Genomic DNA, 14,669 nt, shown 5'->3' on the forward strand with positions numbered 1-14,669 from the left:
GAGTGGAATCGACGCATGCCTCAAGGCACGGATAAGGTCCCGGGACATGGCAGGTCGCATGGGCACAGCCCCTCAGGCGGCCCGGTTGCACCGAGCCCACAAGGCATTGCACCGGGTCCGCACGGTCCTGCGCCGCTCCGCCGTGGACTACTTCCGCGGCCACGGCTCGGACTGGATCGTCTTCACCGCACTCCTGCTCACCGTGCCCGCGCTCACCTGGGCCACCGTCGCCCAGCCGCTGTGGTGTGCCCCCGAAGCACTCGTCTTGCCGATCATCGTTGGCGGGCTCCTGCTGCGTCCCGCCAGTCTGCTGACCCTGTACGCCACCTCAGCCGGCGCGCTCATGGTGGAATCCGCGGTTCTTGGCCCCTATAACGATGGTGCCGGGCGGGTGACCCCCGGCACCATTCTGGTGGTCTCCGCGGTCGGGCTCGCCGGGTTGCTTATCGCCCAGTTCCGGATGCGGGTGGGAGTGCCCTGGACCCGGGGCGGCACCATGCTCTTCGACCTGCGGGAACGACTGCGCGTGCAGAGCCAGCTGCCGCCCCTGCCGCGTGGCTGGCACCGCGAGATGTCGCTGCGGCCAGCCGGCGGCCAGTCCTTCTCCGGGGACTTCGTGGTCGCCGCCCGCACCGGGCCGGAGCGGCGCACCCTGGAGGTCGTCCTCACCGATGTCTCCGGCAAGGGCATGGACGCGGGCTCCCGCGCCCTCCTGCTGTCCGGCGCCTTCGGCGGACTGCTGGGCTCGCTGCCCCCGCACGCCTTCCTCGCGGCCGCCAACGCGTATCTGCTGCGGCAGGACTGGGATGAGGGCTTCGCCACCTCGGTCCATCTCGTGCTGGACCTGGACACCGGTGACTACGAACTGCTGTCCGCCGGGCATGTGCCGGGGCTGCAATACAGCGCCGGTACCGGGAAGTGGGAGGAGAAGGCCGCCGAGGGACCGTTGCTGGGTGTCTTCGACGCCCCCGAATTCCATCCCGTCAAGGGGCGGTTGCGGCGGGGGGATGTTCTGATGCTCTTCACCGACGGGCTCGTGGAGACGGCCGAGCGTGATCTGACGGAGGGTATTGACCGGTTGACCGGGGCGGCTGAGGCGCTTATCGCTCCCGGCTTCCGGGGGGCGGCCTGGCACCTCATCGAGCAGGTCGCCCGGGATGTCCATGACGACCGGGCGCTGCTGCTGATCAGCCGCGACTAGCCGCGCGTTACTCGTTTGCGGGCTTCGGCTACCGAGTCGGTTTTGAAGGCCCACTCCATCTTCGGTTCCATGACGATACGGAACACCCGCTGGACCAGCGCCGTACACAGCACGGTCATCATCACCATGGCCAGCAGGGTGATGATGACCCGGCTGAGCGGGGAGTCCACCCAGCCCATGTCGTACCAGCCGAGCTCCCGGGCGAGCCGGAGCGGATAGAAGTGCAGCAGATAGCCGTAGAGCGTGCCCGCGCCCAGGGACGTGAACCACATGGTGCGACGCGGGGTCCAGACGAAGAAGCAGGCCGTGAGGACCAGGGCGCAGCCGAACAGGGCGAAGGTCATCACGACGCCCACCCACCAGGGAACGCCGAGGTCCTGGGCGGAGTACTTGTGGAAGAACCAGCTGTGGTTCATCCGGGGCGCGGCCCAGTACGCGAAGATCAGGGCACAGACCATGACCGGCAGGGCGGCGATACGCAGCGCGCGGTGCCGCAGCATGTCGAAGTGCGCGGGGCGGAGCTGGAGTCCGAGGACGAAGAACGGCAGGAACTGCAGTACCCGCTGGAGGTTGAGGTCACCGCCGATCTTCGGGGTAATACTGGCCAGTACGGCGATACCCAGCGCCACCGGCAGCGGCCAGCGCAGGGTGTTCCACAGCGGGGTGGTCAGCCGCCAGATGAACAGCGCGACCAGGAACCACAGTCCCCAGCTTGGCGAGAGCAGGGCGAAGGACCGGTCCGGCTCGGCGAGCCAGCGCATAAACAGGGTGTAGATGACCTCAAAGACGAGATAGGGGACAGCGACCCCGGTGATCAGCCGCTTGAGCTGGCTCGGACGACCCTCGAAGCTTCGGGAGAGATAGCCGGAGATGATGATGAAGGCCGGCATATGGAAGGCGTATACGGCGATGTAGAGCGCCACGGCCGCGCGGCTGTCGCTGCGCAGTGGTTCCCAGGCGTGCCCGATGCCGACCAGGAGGATCGTCAGGTACTTGGCGTTGTCGAAGAAGGGGTCACGCCGCTTGTCTCTGGATGCTCCGCCGCTGGCAGCCGGGGGCTCCGGCGACCTGGTGGGAGTCGTCGCCTCGGGCGTCTCTGGGCGAGCCGGGGGGAGTGGCGCGCGCTCATAACCAGCGTGGAACATCTGCCGCACCATAGTGCCGAAACCTCTAAGACGTAAATTCCAGCTGGGGAGTTGCCTGTCACACTCACACAATTCCCGTCGCTGGTACCCGTAATGCCATATCGACAAAGCGATTCGACTGCCCTGTTGGTCACACTTCGTATGCGTATGCCTGACCTAAACGGGGTGTATGTACGGGTTCGACTAACGATTAAATGTCCGGTTTTTCGATGCCTCGCCAGGCGTGTAGTACATGCCGTGGAAAGGGGGAGAATTCCTGTTCAGCGAGCAAGGAACTCATCGAATTCCGCATCGGTTCGGGCGAAGCCCGGCCACGCACGGGTCAACGACGCGTCACCTGGCTCCATCCCTCACCCAGTTGGTGGCACGATGGTCCCCGGGCCGGTGGTGAGGCGTTCCGACCGAAGGTGTGATCAGTTGTGGCCATTTCGCTGTCCGTGGTGCTGATGCTGGCTGTCATCCTGGTGGTGATGATCCGGAGCGGATCCATCAAGCCAGGCCCGGCCATCGTCGCTGCCCTCTTCGGCTTCTTTCTCGCCTCGACCGGCATGGCGCCGTCGATACGGAAGTTCCTCGACTCGGTCGCGCAGTCGATTGACAAGATCAACTTCTGAACACGCGAACGGCCCGACCCTGGGGGCCGGGCCGTTCAGCCGGTTGGAGCGGGCGACGGGAATCGAACCCGCGTAGCCAGTTTGGAAGACTGGGGCTCTACCATTGAGCTACGCCCGCATGTGTATGCCACACGTGCATGCCACATGTATGTGCTGGCACCACCACGAGTTGATCAGTATCCAATCGACGCTGCGGCACTGAGCTGCGGCATCGTGTGGACCCTGTGAGAGCCCCGTGCGGCACGCAGAGCATCCTACGGCATGTACTCTACGTGTCGCACCGACGGGGTGTGGCGCAGCTTGGTAGCGCGTCCGCTTTGGGAGCGGAAGGTCGTCGGTTCGAATCCGGCCACCCCGACCACGTACGATGAAAGACGCGCGTGCCTGTGTCGTGTCCGCATACTCGAGTCGCATACGGGGCGCCCCGTCAAACCCCCAGAAGTCAGCCCCAAGGAGACCGACCGTGAAGAGCGCCGTGGAGACCCTGAACCCGACCCGGGTTCGGCTCACTGTCGAGGTGCCCTTCGAGGAGCTCAAAGACAGCCTCGACGCGGCGTACAAAAAGATCAACCAGCAGGTCACGGTGCCTGGCTTCCGTAAGGGCAAGATCCCTGCGCGAGTGATCGACCAGCGCTTCGGCCGTGGCGCCGTGCTGGAGGAGGCCGTCAATGACGCGCTTCCGAAGCTCTACCAGAGCGCCGTCGAGGAGGGCGAGCTGAGCCCGCTCGGCCAGCCCGAGGTGGACATCACCGAGCTCAAGGACAACGAGCTCCTGGCCTTCACCGCTGAGGTCGACGTACGGCCCGAGATCACGATCCCGGACTACTCCGGTATCGAGGTCGAGGTCGACGCCACCGAGGTCACCGACGAGGACATCGACAAGTCCGTCGAGCAGCTCCGTGAGCGCTTCGCCTCCACCACCGCCGTCGAGCGCCCCGCCGCCGAGGGCGATGTCGTCAAGATCGACCTGGAGGCCAAGGTCGACGGCGAGGTCCTGGAGGACGGCGTCGCCAAGGGCGTGGACTACACCATCGGCTCCGGCGAGCTCCTGGAGGGCATCGACGAGGCCGTCACCGGCCTGTCGGCCGGCGGTTCCGCCACGTTCACCACCGAGCTCAAGGGTGGCTCCGCGGCGGGCCAGCAGGCCGAGGTCAAGGTGGACGTCACCAGCGTCTCGGCCCGTGAACTTCCCGAGCTGGACGATGACTTCGCCCAGCTGGCGAGCGAGTTCGACACCCTGGACGAGCTGCGTGAGGACAGCCGCAAGCGGCTCGGCCAGATGAAGAAGTACGACCAGGCCACCCAGGCTCAGGAGAAGGTGCTCGACCAGCTCATCGAGCTCGTCGAGGTCCCGATCCCCGAGAAGCTGCTCGAGGACGAGGTCAACACTCGCAAGAGCAACCTGGTCAACCACCAGCTCGGTCAGATGGGCATGGACCTCAAGACGTACCTGGAGATGCAGGACAAGTCTGAGGAAGATTTCGACGCGGAGCTCAAGGAGCAGGCGGAGAAGGGCATCCGTACCCAGTTCATCCTCGATGAGCTGGTCGCCAAGGAGAAGCTGAACGTCAGCCAGGAGGAGCTCACCGAGCACCTCATGCGCCGCGCGCAGTCCTCCGGCATGAGCCCCGACCAGTTCGCCCAGGCCGTCGTCGAGGGCGGCCAGGTGCCGATGCTCGTCGGCGAGGTCGCCCGCGGCAAGGCCCTCGCAGTGGTCGTCGAGGCCGCCACGGTCAAGGACACCAACGGTGAGGTCGTCGACCTCGAGGACGAGGACGAGACCGCCGAGACCGCCGAGACGGTCGAGGCGGCTGCCGGGACCGCGGCCGAGAGCGCCCCTGAGACCCTGGCTGAGGACAAGGTCGAAGAGAAGGCCGAGGAGAAGAAGGCGGACGGCGAGTCCGACGCCTGATCCCCTTGATTCGAACGAACGGGCCCGGACGCCACGACGCGTACGGGCCCGTTCGCGTACGGCAGAACTCCCCGTCCCGACCTGCTGGAACGCCCCCTGCGCTCACAGCGAACAGTTCTCGGAGCGGGATGGCCAGGCCGGGCCCGCGCGTTAGGGTCCATGTACACGAAGACGCTAGAGACGGCCCTCTGAGATCCCTACGGGATCTCGCCGTCCGGATACGAGCAGGTGGAAACGTGACGCTTCCGATGCCTTCCGCCGCCGGTGAGCCCAACAACTACGGTGGCGGCCTCGGCGACCAGGTCTACAACCGGCTGCTCAACGAGCGGATTATCTTCCTCGGCCAGCCGGTGGACGATGAGATCGCCAACAGGATCACCGCGCAGCTGCTGCTCCTTGCCGCTGAGCCGGACAAGGACATCAACCTCTACATCAACAGCCCCGGTGGCTCCATCACCGCGGGCATGGCGATCTACGACACCATGCAGTTCATCAAGAACGACGTGGTCACCATCGCCATGGGCCTCGCTGCCTCGATGGGCCAGTTCCTGCTGACCGCAGGCACTCCCGGCAAGCGCTTCGCGCTCCCGAACGCCGAGATCCTGATCCACCAGCCCTCCGCGGGCCTGGCGGGTTCGGCCACGGACATCAAGATCCACGCTGAGCAGCTGCTGCGGACCAAGAAGAAGATGACCGAGCTTTCCGCGCAGCACTCCGGCCAGACCGTCGAGAAGTGGACGCGGGACGCCGACCGCGACCGCTGGTTCTCCGCCGAGGAGGCCAAGGAGTACGGCCTGCTGGACGCGGTCATCGCCAACGCCGCCGACATCCCGGGCGGCGGTGGCACGGGCGCCTGAGCGCTCGCCCTCCCGCTCACACAGCCCGTAGCCAGCTCATCACCAGGACGGTGAACATCTCGATGAACAACCTCCCCGGCTCCGGCCGCTCCATGGGCCCCCAGGCCCGCTTCTCCGGGATCTCGCCCGAGGCCCGCTATGTCATCCCGCGCTTCGTCGAGCGCACCTCGCAGGGCGTACGCGAGTACGACCCGTACGCGAAGCTGTTCGAGGAGCGCGTGATCTTCCTCGGTGTGCAGATCGACGATGCCTCCGCCAACGACGTCATGGCTCAGCTGCTGTGTCTGGAGTCCATGGACCCGGACCGTGACATCTCGGTCTACATCAACTCGCCTGGCGGCTCCTTCACGGCCCTGACCGCCATCTACGACACGATGCAGTTCGTGAAGCCGGACATCCAGACGGTCTGCATGGGCCAGGCGGCCTCCGCCGCCGCCGTGCTGCTGGCCGCTGGTACACCCGGCAAGCGAATGGCGCTGCCCAACGCCCGGATCCTGATCCACCAGCCGTACAGCGAGACGGGACGTGGTCAGGTCTCCGACCTGGAGATCGCCGCCAACGAGGTGCAGCGGATGCGTCTCCAGCTGGAGGAGATGCTGGCCAAGCACTCCACCCGGCCCGTCGAGGAGATCCGCGACGACATCGAGCGCGACAAGATCCTCACCGCTGAGGGTGCGCTGGAGTACGGGCTGATCGACCAGATCGTCTCCACCCGCAAGACGTCCGTCGGACTGGGCTGATCCCCGACCGACTGCCGCCCCCTTGGACCGAGTAGGCCCAAGGGGGGCCCATTCCGGGGGCCCAGCAAGGTACCTTCGGAGAGCAAGGACCAGGCACCGCCGCCAGTCGGCGGTGCGCAGGCGAAGGGGAAGCACCTCGTGGCACGCATCGGTGATGGCGGCGATCTGCTCAAGTGCTCATTCTGTGGCAAGAGCCAAAAGCAGGTGAAGAAGCTCATCGCGGGTCCGGGCGTCTATATCTGCGATGAGTGCATCGATCTCTGCAACGAGATCATCGAGGAGGAGCTCGCCGAGACCTCCGAGGTGCGGTGGGACGAACTCCCCAAGCCGCGCGAGATCTACGAGTTCCTGGAAGGCTACGTCGTCGGCCAGGAGGCCGCGAAGAAGGCCCTCTCCGTCGCCGTCTACAACCACTACAAGCGAGTGCAGGCGGGCGAGAACGGCGGCTCGCAGGGCCGCGACGACGGCATCGAGCTGGCGAAGTCCAACATCCTGCTGCTGGGCCCCACCGGCTCCGGCAAGACGCTGCTGGCGCAGACCCTGGCCCGGATGCTCAACGTTCCCTTCGCCATCGCCGACGCCACCGCGCTGACGGAGGCGGGCTATGTCGGTGAGGACGTCGAGAACATCCTGCTGAAGCTGATCCAGGCCGCTGACTACGACGTCAAGAAGGCCGAGACCGGCATCATCTATATCGACGAGATCGACAAGGTCGCCCGTAAGAGCGAGAACCCGTCGATCACCCGTGATGTCTCCGGCGAGGGCGTACAGCAGGCGCTCCTCAAGATCCTGGAAGGCACCACCGCCTCAGTACCGCCGCAGGGCGGCCGTAAGCACCCGCACCAGGAGTTCATCCAGATCGACACCACGAATGTGCTCTTCATCGTGGGTGGCGCCTTCGCCGGTCTGGAGAAAATCATTGAATCCCGGGCGGGCGCGAAGGGCATTGGCTTCGGCGCCACCATCCGTTCCAAACGGGAGATCGAGGCGTCCAACCAGTTCGAGGAGGTCATGCCGGAAGACCTGGTGAAATTCGGCATGATCCCGGAGTTCATCGGCCGTCTCCCGGTCATCACCTCCGTCCACAACCTCGACCGTGAGGCGCTGCTCCAGATCCTGACCGAGCCGCGGAACGCGCTGATCAAGCAGTACCAGCGGCTCTTTGAACTCGACGGTGTAGAGCTGGAGTTCGACCGCCCGGCCCTGGAGGCCATCGCCGACCAGGCCATCCTGCGCGGCACCGGCGCACGTGGGCTGCGCGCCATCATGGAGGAAGTCCTGATGTCGGTGATGTACGAGGTGCCGTCCCGCAAGGACGTGGAACGCGTCGTCATCACGGAAGACGTTGTTCACTCGAACGTGAACCCAACTCTGGTGCCGCGTACGCGCGGTAACGAACAGGGTCCGCAGGAGAAGAGCGCGTAGCGGGCGTCCTCTTCAACGCTGTGGCTCGTCTCCCTGCGCAGGGAGACGAGCCACAGCGTTGCTGCCCTTTTACGGGAACTGGCTCCTTACTTGGGGACCCGGGTGTCGTTACGCGTCTTAGCCGTGACCGTGGCAGCCTCGCTCATCGGTGTGTTCTTACCGGTGATGATGGCGGCTGCATCCGAGAACACAACCCAGCCGATCGTGCTGTGGTCAGCCCACATACACACCGGCACCGTGAAGTTGTCCACCGGCATCTGCTCGGCGTTGCCTGGCGTGAACTTCACGTTCTGGCACTTCATGATCGCATTGTCGAGTTCGGCGGGAGTCTGTTCTTCCGGCTGGCCCTCCAGCTCGGCCTTGCCACCGTCATCCGTGCCGGGGCTCTCGGCGGCATGTTCGGCGATCTTGGCGAAGGCGGCGTCGATGACCGTCTCCGGGTCCGAGATCTCCCCGTAGACGCCGCTGAACTTCAGCTGCTTCGCTCGGGCGCCCGAGCCGGCCTCATAGCTGGCGGAGACGCTCTCGGCATCCTTGACACCGTAGTCCTCGAACTCCTTGACGTCCGTGGAGCTGAGGCCGTCGCTGCCGGTCTCCTTCTTGTTGAACTCCTCAGCGACCTGCTGGGGCGTGGTCAGCTTGTGCGGGCCGTCGTCGGCGAGGTCACTCCCGCCGCCGCCCCCGCCCAGGAGGAAGTACCCGCCGATGATCGCGCCCACCAGGGCCACGGCGCCGATCGTGACGCCGACCGCCTTGCCCTTGCCGCCGCCGCCCGGCGGAGGCGGCGGCATATAGCCGCCCGGGGGCGGGGGCTGCTGGCCGTACGGGCCGGGCTGCTGCGGGAAGCCCTGGGGCGGCGGTGGGGGCTGCTGGCCATAGGGGCCCGGCTGGGGTGGCTGCTGGGGGTAGCCGTAGCCGGGCTGACCCGGCGCTCCGCCGGGGGCGGGCTGGCCGTACGGGCCCGGCTGCTGGGGAGCGCCGTAAGGCCCCGGCTGCGGGGGCTGCTGTCCATACGGGCCCTGCGGCGGCGGCTGGTTGTAGCTCAAGGCGCTTCCCTCCGTGGAGCATGCACCGGGCATGCGTATCTGCGTCCCGTACATCCTGGCGGACAGCCCACCGTTTCGCTGCACCGGGCCCCGAACCGATTCGAGACCGGGACACGGCCGCCCGTACACTGACCGTCGTGACCGAGAACACTCAGCAGAGCCCGACCCCGAACGGGGCGGAGCCGTCGACCAGTGCCCCCGCAGATCTGCCGACCCAGTACGCACCGGCCGAGGTAGAGGGGAAGCTGTACGAGCGCTGGGTAGAGCGCGGTTACTTCGAGGCGGACGCGAAGAGCGAGAAGGAGCCCTACGCCGTCGTCATCCCGCCGCCGAACGTCACCGGCTCGCTCCACCTGGGCCATGCCTTCGAGCACACGCTGATCGACGCCCTCACCCGCCGTAAGCGGATGCAGGGCTGCGAGACGCTGTGGCAGCCGGGCATGGACCACGCCGGTATCGCCACCCAGAACGTCGTCGAGCGCGAGCTCGGCAAGGAGGGCAAGTCCCGCCACGACCTGGGCCGGGAGGCCTTCGTCGAGCGCGTCTGGCAGTGGAAGGCGGAGTCCGGCGGCCAGATCTCCGGCCAGATGAAGCGGCTCGGCGATGGCGTCGCCTGGTCCCGCGAGCGCTTCACCATGGACGAGGGGCTGTCCAGGGCCGTCCAGACCATCTTCAAGCGGCTCTACGACGATGAGCTGATCTACCGCGCCGAGCGGATCATCAACTGGTGTCCGCGCTGTCTGACCGCGATCTCCGATATCGAGGTCGAGTACGCGGACCAGGACGGCGAGCTGGTCTCGCTCAGATACGGCGGAGGCGATGGCGAGGAGGACACGGTCGTCGTCGCGACGACCCGCGCCGAGACGATGCTCGGCGACACCGCCGTCGCCGTCCACCCGGACGACGCACGCTACGCCCACCTCATCGGCAAGCAGATCAAGCTGCCGCTGACCGACCGCACCATCCCGGTCGTCGCGGACTCCCATGTCGACCCGGAGTTCGGCACCGGCGCGGTCAAGGTCACCCCCGCCCACGACCCGAATGACTTCGAGATCGGCCAGCGGCACGACCTGCCCAACATCACGATCATGGACGAGCACGCGGTGATCACCGCCCATGGCCCGTTCCAGGGTCTGGACCGGCTGGAGGCCCGCTCGGCGATCGTCGCCGCGCTGCGCGCCGAGGGCCGCATCGTCGCCGAGAAGCGCCCCTACACCCACTCCGTCGGCCACTGCTCACGCTGCAAGACCACCATCGAGCCCCGGCTGTCCATGCAGTGGTGGGTCAGGGTCGGCCCGCTCGCCCAGGCCGCCGGTGACGCCGCCCGCGACGGGAAGGTCCAGATCCACCCCAAGGAGATGGAGTCCCGCTACTTCGGCTGGGTCGACAATCTCCACGACTGGTGCATTTCACGGCAGTTGTGGTGGGGCCACCGCATCCCGGTCTGGTACGGCCCGAACGGCGAGGTCGTCTGCGTCGGCCCGGACGAGACCCCGCCTTCCGAGGGGCCGGGCGGCGAGGGCTGGCACCAGGACACCGATGTCCTGGACACCTGGTTCTCCTCCGCCCTGTGGCCGTTCTCCACTCTCGGCTGGCCCGAACGGACCGAGAGCCTTGAGAAGTTCTACCCGAACTCCGTCCTGGTCACCGGCTACGACATCCTCTTCTTCTGGGTCGCCCGGATGATGATGTTCGGCCTGTACGCGATGGACGGCACCCCGCCGTTCCACACCATCGCCCTGCACGGCATGGTCCGCGACCAGTTCGGCAAGAAGATGTCGAAGTCCTTTGGCAACGCGGTCAATCCGCTGGACTGGATGGACAAGTACGGCTCCGACGCGCTCCGTTTCACGCTCGCGCGCGGCGCCAACCCCGGTGTCGATGTCCCGATCGGTGAGGACTGGGTCCAGGCATCCCGTAACTTCGCCAACAAGATCTGGAACGCCACGCGCTTCGCGCTGATGAACGGCGCGACGGTTGAGGGCCCGCTGCCCGCCCCCGAGGAGATGTCAGCGGCCGACCGCTGGATCCTCTCCCGGCTGAACACGGTTGTCGCCGAGACCGACGCGTTCTATGACGACTACCAGTTCGCGAAGCTCTCCGAGGGGCTGTACCACTTCGCCTGGGACGAGGTCTTCGACTGGTATGTCGAGCTGTCCAAGACCACCTTCTACGCGGACGGCCGGGCGGCCGAGGTCTCCCGACGGGTCCTCGGCGAGGTCCTGGACGTCATGCTCCGCCTCCTCCACCCCATCGTTCCCTTTGTCACCGAGACGCTGTGGACGACCCTCACCGGTGGCGAGTCCGTGGTCATCGCCGACTGGCCCACCGACTCCGGCTTCCGCGACGCCACTGCCGAGCAGGAGATCGCCACCCTCCAGCAGGTGATCACCGAGGTCCGCCGCTTCCGCGCCGACCAGGGCCTCCAGCCCGGCCAGCGCGTCCCGGCCCGGCTCACCCTGGAAGGCACCCCACTCGTCGCCCACGAGGAGGCGATGCGCTCGCTGCTGCGCCTCCAGCCCGCCGGTGACGACTTCACCCCCACCGCGTCGCTGCCCGTCGCCGGTGCGACGGTCGCCCTGGACCTCTCCGGGGCGATCGACTTCGAGGCGGAGCGCAAGCGGCTCACCAAGGATCTGGCGTCCGCCGAGAAGGAGCTGAAGCAGACCACGGCCAAGCTCGGCAACGAGGGCTTCCTCGCGAAGGCCCCCGACCACGTCGTGGAGAAGATCCGCACCCGCCAGGCGGCCGCCGAGGCGGACATCGCCCGGATCAAAACCCAGCTGGAGAACCTCCCGGAGGGCTAGCCCCACACGGGCCCGGGGCGTTCGCCCCGGGCCCGTCGCGTCAGCCGCGCTTGCCGACCAGCTTCCAGGCCGCTGGGAGGGCGCCCATCGCCAGGGCTGCCTTCAGGGCGTCGCCGATGAGGAAGGGGACCAGGCCTGCGGCGAGGGCCTGGGTGAGGCTCATGCCGGTGGCGAGGGCCAGATAGGGAACGCCGACGGCGTAGATGATCGCGGTGCCGACCGCCATCGTGCCGATGGTGCGCAGCATCCCGCGGTCGCCGCCTCGGCGGGCGAGTGCGCCGACGACGGTGGCGGCGATGAGCATGCCGATGATGTAGCCGAAGGACGGCATCGCGGTGCCATGGGACATATCCGCGAACCACGGCATCCCGGCGACGCCCGCCACGGTGTAGAGGCCGAGGGAGAGGAAGGCGCGGCGGGCGCCGAAGCCCGCGCCCAGGAGCAGCGCGGCGAATGTCTGCCCGGTGACGGGGACCGGGGAGCCGGGCACCGGCACGGCGAGCTGGGCGGCGGCTCCGGTGAGCGCGGCGCCGCCCAGCACCAGCGCCGCGTCCCGCAGCCGCGCCCGGGTGGCGGTAGAGGCGGGCAGCACATCGGCGAGGACCGCGCCCGGTCGGATGCTTACGGCGGCACTGCTCATCGGAACTCCGTCTGGTCGGTGTAGGACGTCTGGTTGGTGCAGGAAAGGGCCGTTCGACGCTATCCGAACGCGGGTGGCTTCCCTCCGTGACGTTGGCGACAAAGCTTGGCCGTTGCACTTATCGGGTTTCTCTCATACGCGGAGGGTGACTACGGTGTCCGGATACCGGGACAGTGACGTGCGCCATTGATACGCCGCTTATGTCCGCTCACACTGGCCGATGGCCCGGAGTGATCGGCTCCGGTTCCTCCCTCCCCTCCCACCCTTGGACAGCCATGTCTTCCACCCAGACGGCCAACGGGACAGCCGGCGCGCCGGTCTCCCCGGAGACGGACTCCCCCGCCCCGGCTTCCCCGCCGTCGCTGTCGCACGGCCTCAAGCAGCGCCATCTGTCGATGATCGCGCTCGGCGGTGTGATCGGCGCGGGTCTCTTCGTCGGCTCCGGCGCGGGCATCGCCGCCGCCGGTCCGTCGATCGTGCTCGCGTTCGCGGCCTCGGGCCTGCTGGTCATGCTGGTCATGCGGATGCTCGGCGAGATGTCGGCGGCCCACCCGGCCTCCGGTTCCTTCTCCGTACACGCGGAGCGGGCGCTCGGCCCCTGGGCGGGATTCACCGCCGGGTGGATCTTCTGGGTGCTGCTGTGCGTCGCGGTCGCGGCCGAGGCCATCGGTGCCGCCACGATCATGCAGACCTGGTTCCCGGACTCCGCGTCCTGGATGTGGGTGGCCCTGTTCATGGCGGTCTTCTGCGGCACGAACCTCGCCTCGGTGAAGAACTTCGGTGAGTACGAGTTCTGGTTCGCGGCGCTGAAGGTCCTCGCGATCGTCGCCTTCCTGGTACTCGGTACTCTCGCCATCATCGGTGCCCTGCCGGGCACCAGCGCCCCGGGCACCAGCAACCTCACCGGTGAGGGCGGCTTCTTCCCGAACGGCACCGACGGGCTTGTCGTCGGTCTGCTCGCGTCGATCTTCGCGTATGGCGGTCTGGAGACGGTGACCATCGCGGCCGCCGAGTCCGAGAACCCGGTCAAGGGCGTCGCCAAGGCGGTACGTACCGCAATGTGGCGTATCGCGGTCTTCTATGTCGGCTCCATGCTGGTGATCGTCACGCTGATCCCGTGGGATGACGCGTCGGTCCTGGACGGCCCGTACGCCGCCGTCCTGGGCCACATCGGCGTCCCGGCTGCCAGTGAGGTCATGAAGGTCGTAGTGCTCATCGCCCTGCTGTCGGCGATGAACGCCAACATCTACGGCGCCTCCAGGATGTCGTACTCACTGATCGCACGTGGTGAGGGACCCCGCTTCCTGGGGAAGGTCAGCGGTGGGGTGCCCCGGCGCACCGTGCTGGCCTCCTCGGCCTTCGGCTTCTTCGCGGTGCTGCTGAGCTTCTGGTGGCCGGACACCGTCTTCGCCTGGCTGCTGAACATGGTGGGTGCCGCGGTGCTGGTCGTCTGGGGCTTTATCGCGGTCTCGCAGCTGCGGACGCGTCGGCGGCTGGAGCGCGAAGCACCCGAGAGGCTCGTCGTCCGGATGTGGGCCTTCCCGGTGCTGACGTGGGTGGCGATCGCCGGGATGGTGGGCATTCTGCTGCTGATGGCGCGCAATGGCGACACCCGGCTGCAGCTGTACTTCACCGGTGGGCTGGCGCTGGCGCTGGCCGCGGTGGGCTGTCTGCGGCAGCGGCGGCTCGCGCGGCGCTGAGGCGCCCCCCTTCGGGCCTTCGGGGCTGTACCGCCGCGCGGCGGGGCTCCGCCCCGGCCAGGCGCCGTGGGTGGGGCTCCCCGTATCCCGCCCCTTCCCGGCCGTACCGATATGCGGCTCCTCCGCGTGGCGGGCTTCGCCCGGCTGCGGGGGTGCCGTGAGTGGGTTTCCCCAATTCCCGCCCCTTCCCGTAACCAGGGCTTTGCCCCGGACCCCGGGGCCCGGTGCGGGCCGGTGGCCGTGTTGGCCCACCAAGCGTCGCGAGCTCCGTTGCGGAGTTGGCCGGAGCGTCGTGGCTGGTGTGAGTGGGTGGTTGCGTAGCAGGGCGGGCCCACGCCCCTCGCGGGGCTGGGGGCACCTCCCAGACGAAGTCTGGGGGAGAGTGCCCACAACACGGGGTGGGGTCTTGGGGACCGGGGGCGCCCGTCGGGGGTGTCCCCGTATCCCCGCCCCTTCCGGGCTGTGTCGCTGTGCGGCTCCGCCCGTGGCAGGGCTCCGCCCCGGCCGGGCGCCGTGGGTGGGGGCTCCCCGTGTCCCGCCCCTTCCCGGAAACCGGGGCTTTCGCCCCGGGCCCCGGGGGTG

At 67.6% G+C, this 14,669-nt stretch carries 11 protein-coding genes and 2 tRNA genes; 9 read left to right on the forward strand and 4 right to left on the reverse strand.

Translation table 11 applies throughout. The features are described from left to right. The first annotated feature begins 46 nt into the window (after positions 1-46). Positions 47-1,201, forward strand: a complete 1,155-nt coding sequence (locus test1122_RS06570; protein ID WP_232268217.1) for a PP2C family protein-serine/threonine phosphatase — start codon at positions 47-49, stop codon at positions 1,199-1,201. Here test1122_RS06570 and test1122_RS06575 read toward each other — a convergent pair. After that, a complete protein-coding gene (locus test1122_RS06575; protein ID WP_232268218.1) occupies positions 1,198-2,346 on the reverse strand; it encodes an acyltransferase family protein in 1,149 nt (382 codons plus the stop codon). The two genes, test1122_RS06570 and test1122_RS06575, sit on opposite strands and share 4 nt — an antisense overlap. Before the next feature lie 419 nt (positions 2,347-2,765). Between test1122_RS06575 and test1122_RS06580 the strand changes: the two genes are divergently transcribed. Continuing rightward, on the forward strand, positions 2,766-2,960 hold the full coding sequence (locus test1122_RS06580; RefSeq protein ID WP_232268219.1) for a hypothetical protein: 195 nt from the start codon (positions 2,766-2,768) through the stop codon (positions 2,958-2,960). Positions 2,961-3,004: 44 nt separating this feature from the next. Here the strand turns inward: test1122_RS06580 and test1122_RS06585 are convergent. Next, positions 3,005-3,078: transfer RNA gene (locus test1122_RS06585), tRNA-Gly, on the reverse strand. Positions 3,079-3,244: 166 nt separating this feature from the next. Between test1122_RS06585 and test1122_RS06590 the strand changes: the two genes are divergently transcribed. The 5 genes from test1122_RS06590 (at position 3,245) to clpX (ending at position 7,894) form a co-directional block, all read left to right on the forward strand. Then, positions 3,245-3,321: transfer RNA gene (locus test1122_RS06590), tRNA-Pro, on the forward strand. 102 nt (positions 3,322-3,423) lie between these two features. Next, complete coding sequence (tig, locus tag test1122_RS06595) at positions 3,424-4,872, forward strand: trigger factor (protein ID WP_232268220.1); 1,449 nt, start codon at positions 3,424-3,426, stop codon at positions 4,870-4,872. Between the two features lie 248 nt (positions 4,873-5,120). Next, positions 5,121-5,729 carry an ATP-dependent Clp protease proteolytic subunit gene (locus test1122_RS06600; protein ID WP_232271791.1) on the forward strand — a complete coding sequence of 203 codons (609 nt, stop codon included), beginning with the start codon at positions 5,121-5,123 and terminating at the stop codon, positions 5,727-5,729. A gap of 62 nt (positions 5,730-5,791) precedes the next feature. Beyond that, positions 5,792-6,469: an ATP-dependent Clp protease proteolytic subunit gene (locus test1122_RS06605; RefSeq protein ID WP_232271792.1), complete on the forward strand. Its 678-nt coding sequence runs from the start codon at positions 5,792-5,794 to the stop codon at positions 6,467-6,469. 138 nt (positions 6,470-6,607) lie between these two features. Then, positions 6,608-7,894, forward strand: a complete 1,287-nt coding sequence (gene clpX, locus test1122_RS06610; RefSeq protein WP_232268221.1) for an ATP-dependent Clp protease ATP-binding subunit ClpX — start codon at positions 6,608-6,610, stop codon at positions 7,892-7,894. Between the two features lie 86 nt (positions 7,895-7,980). Here the strand turns inward: clpX and test1122_RS06615 are convergent, their stop codons facing one another. Next, positions 7,981-8,940, reverse strand: coding sequence for a hypothetical protein (locus test1122_RS06615; RefSeq protein WP_232268222.1), 960 nt, complete (start codon positions 8,938-8,940; stop codon positions 7,981-7,983). Between the two features lie 137 nt (positions 8,941-9,077). On the opposite strand from test1122_RS06615, the gene test1122_RS06620 reads away from it, so the two are divergent. Then, entirely contained in the window at positions 9,078-11,747 is a 2,670-nt protein-coding gene (locus test1122_RS06620) for a valine--tRNA ligase (protein WP_422396935.1), read from the forward strand. Between the two features lie 40 nt (positions 11,748-11,787). Here the strand turns inward: test1122_RS06620 and test1122_RS06625 are convergent, their stop codons facing one another. Next, entirely contained in the window at positions 11,788-12,387 is a 600-nt protein-coding gene (locus test1122_RS06625; protein ID WP_232268223.1) for a biotin transporter BioY, read from the reverse strand. 275 nt (positions 12,388-12,662) lie between these two features. On the opposite strand from test1122_RS06625, the gene test1122_RS06630 reads away from it, so the two are divergent. Further along, complete coding sequence (locus test1122_RS06630) at positions 12,663-14,087, forward strand: amino acid permease (RefSeq protein WP_232268224.1); 1,425 nt, start codon at positions 12,663-12,665, stop codon at positions 14,085-14,087. The last annotated feature ends 582 nt before the right edge of the window (positions 14,088-14,669 follow it).

The organism is Streptomyces gobiensis (assembly GCF_021216675.1).
GTDB lineage: Bacteria > Actinomycetota > Actinomycetes > Streptomycetales > Streptomycetaceae > Streptomyces > Streptomyces gobiensis.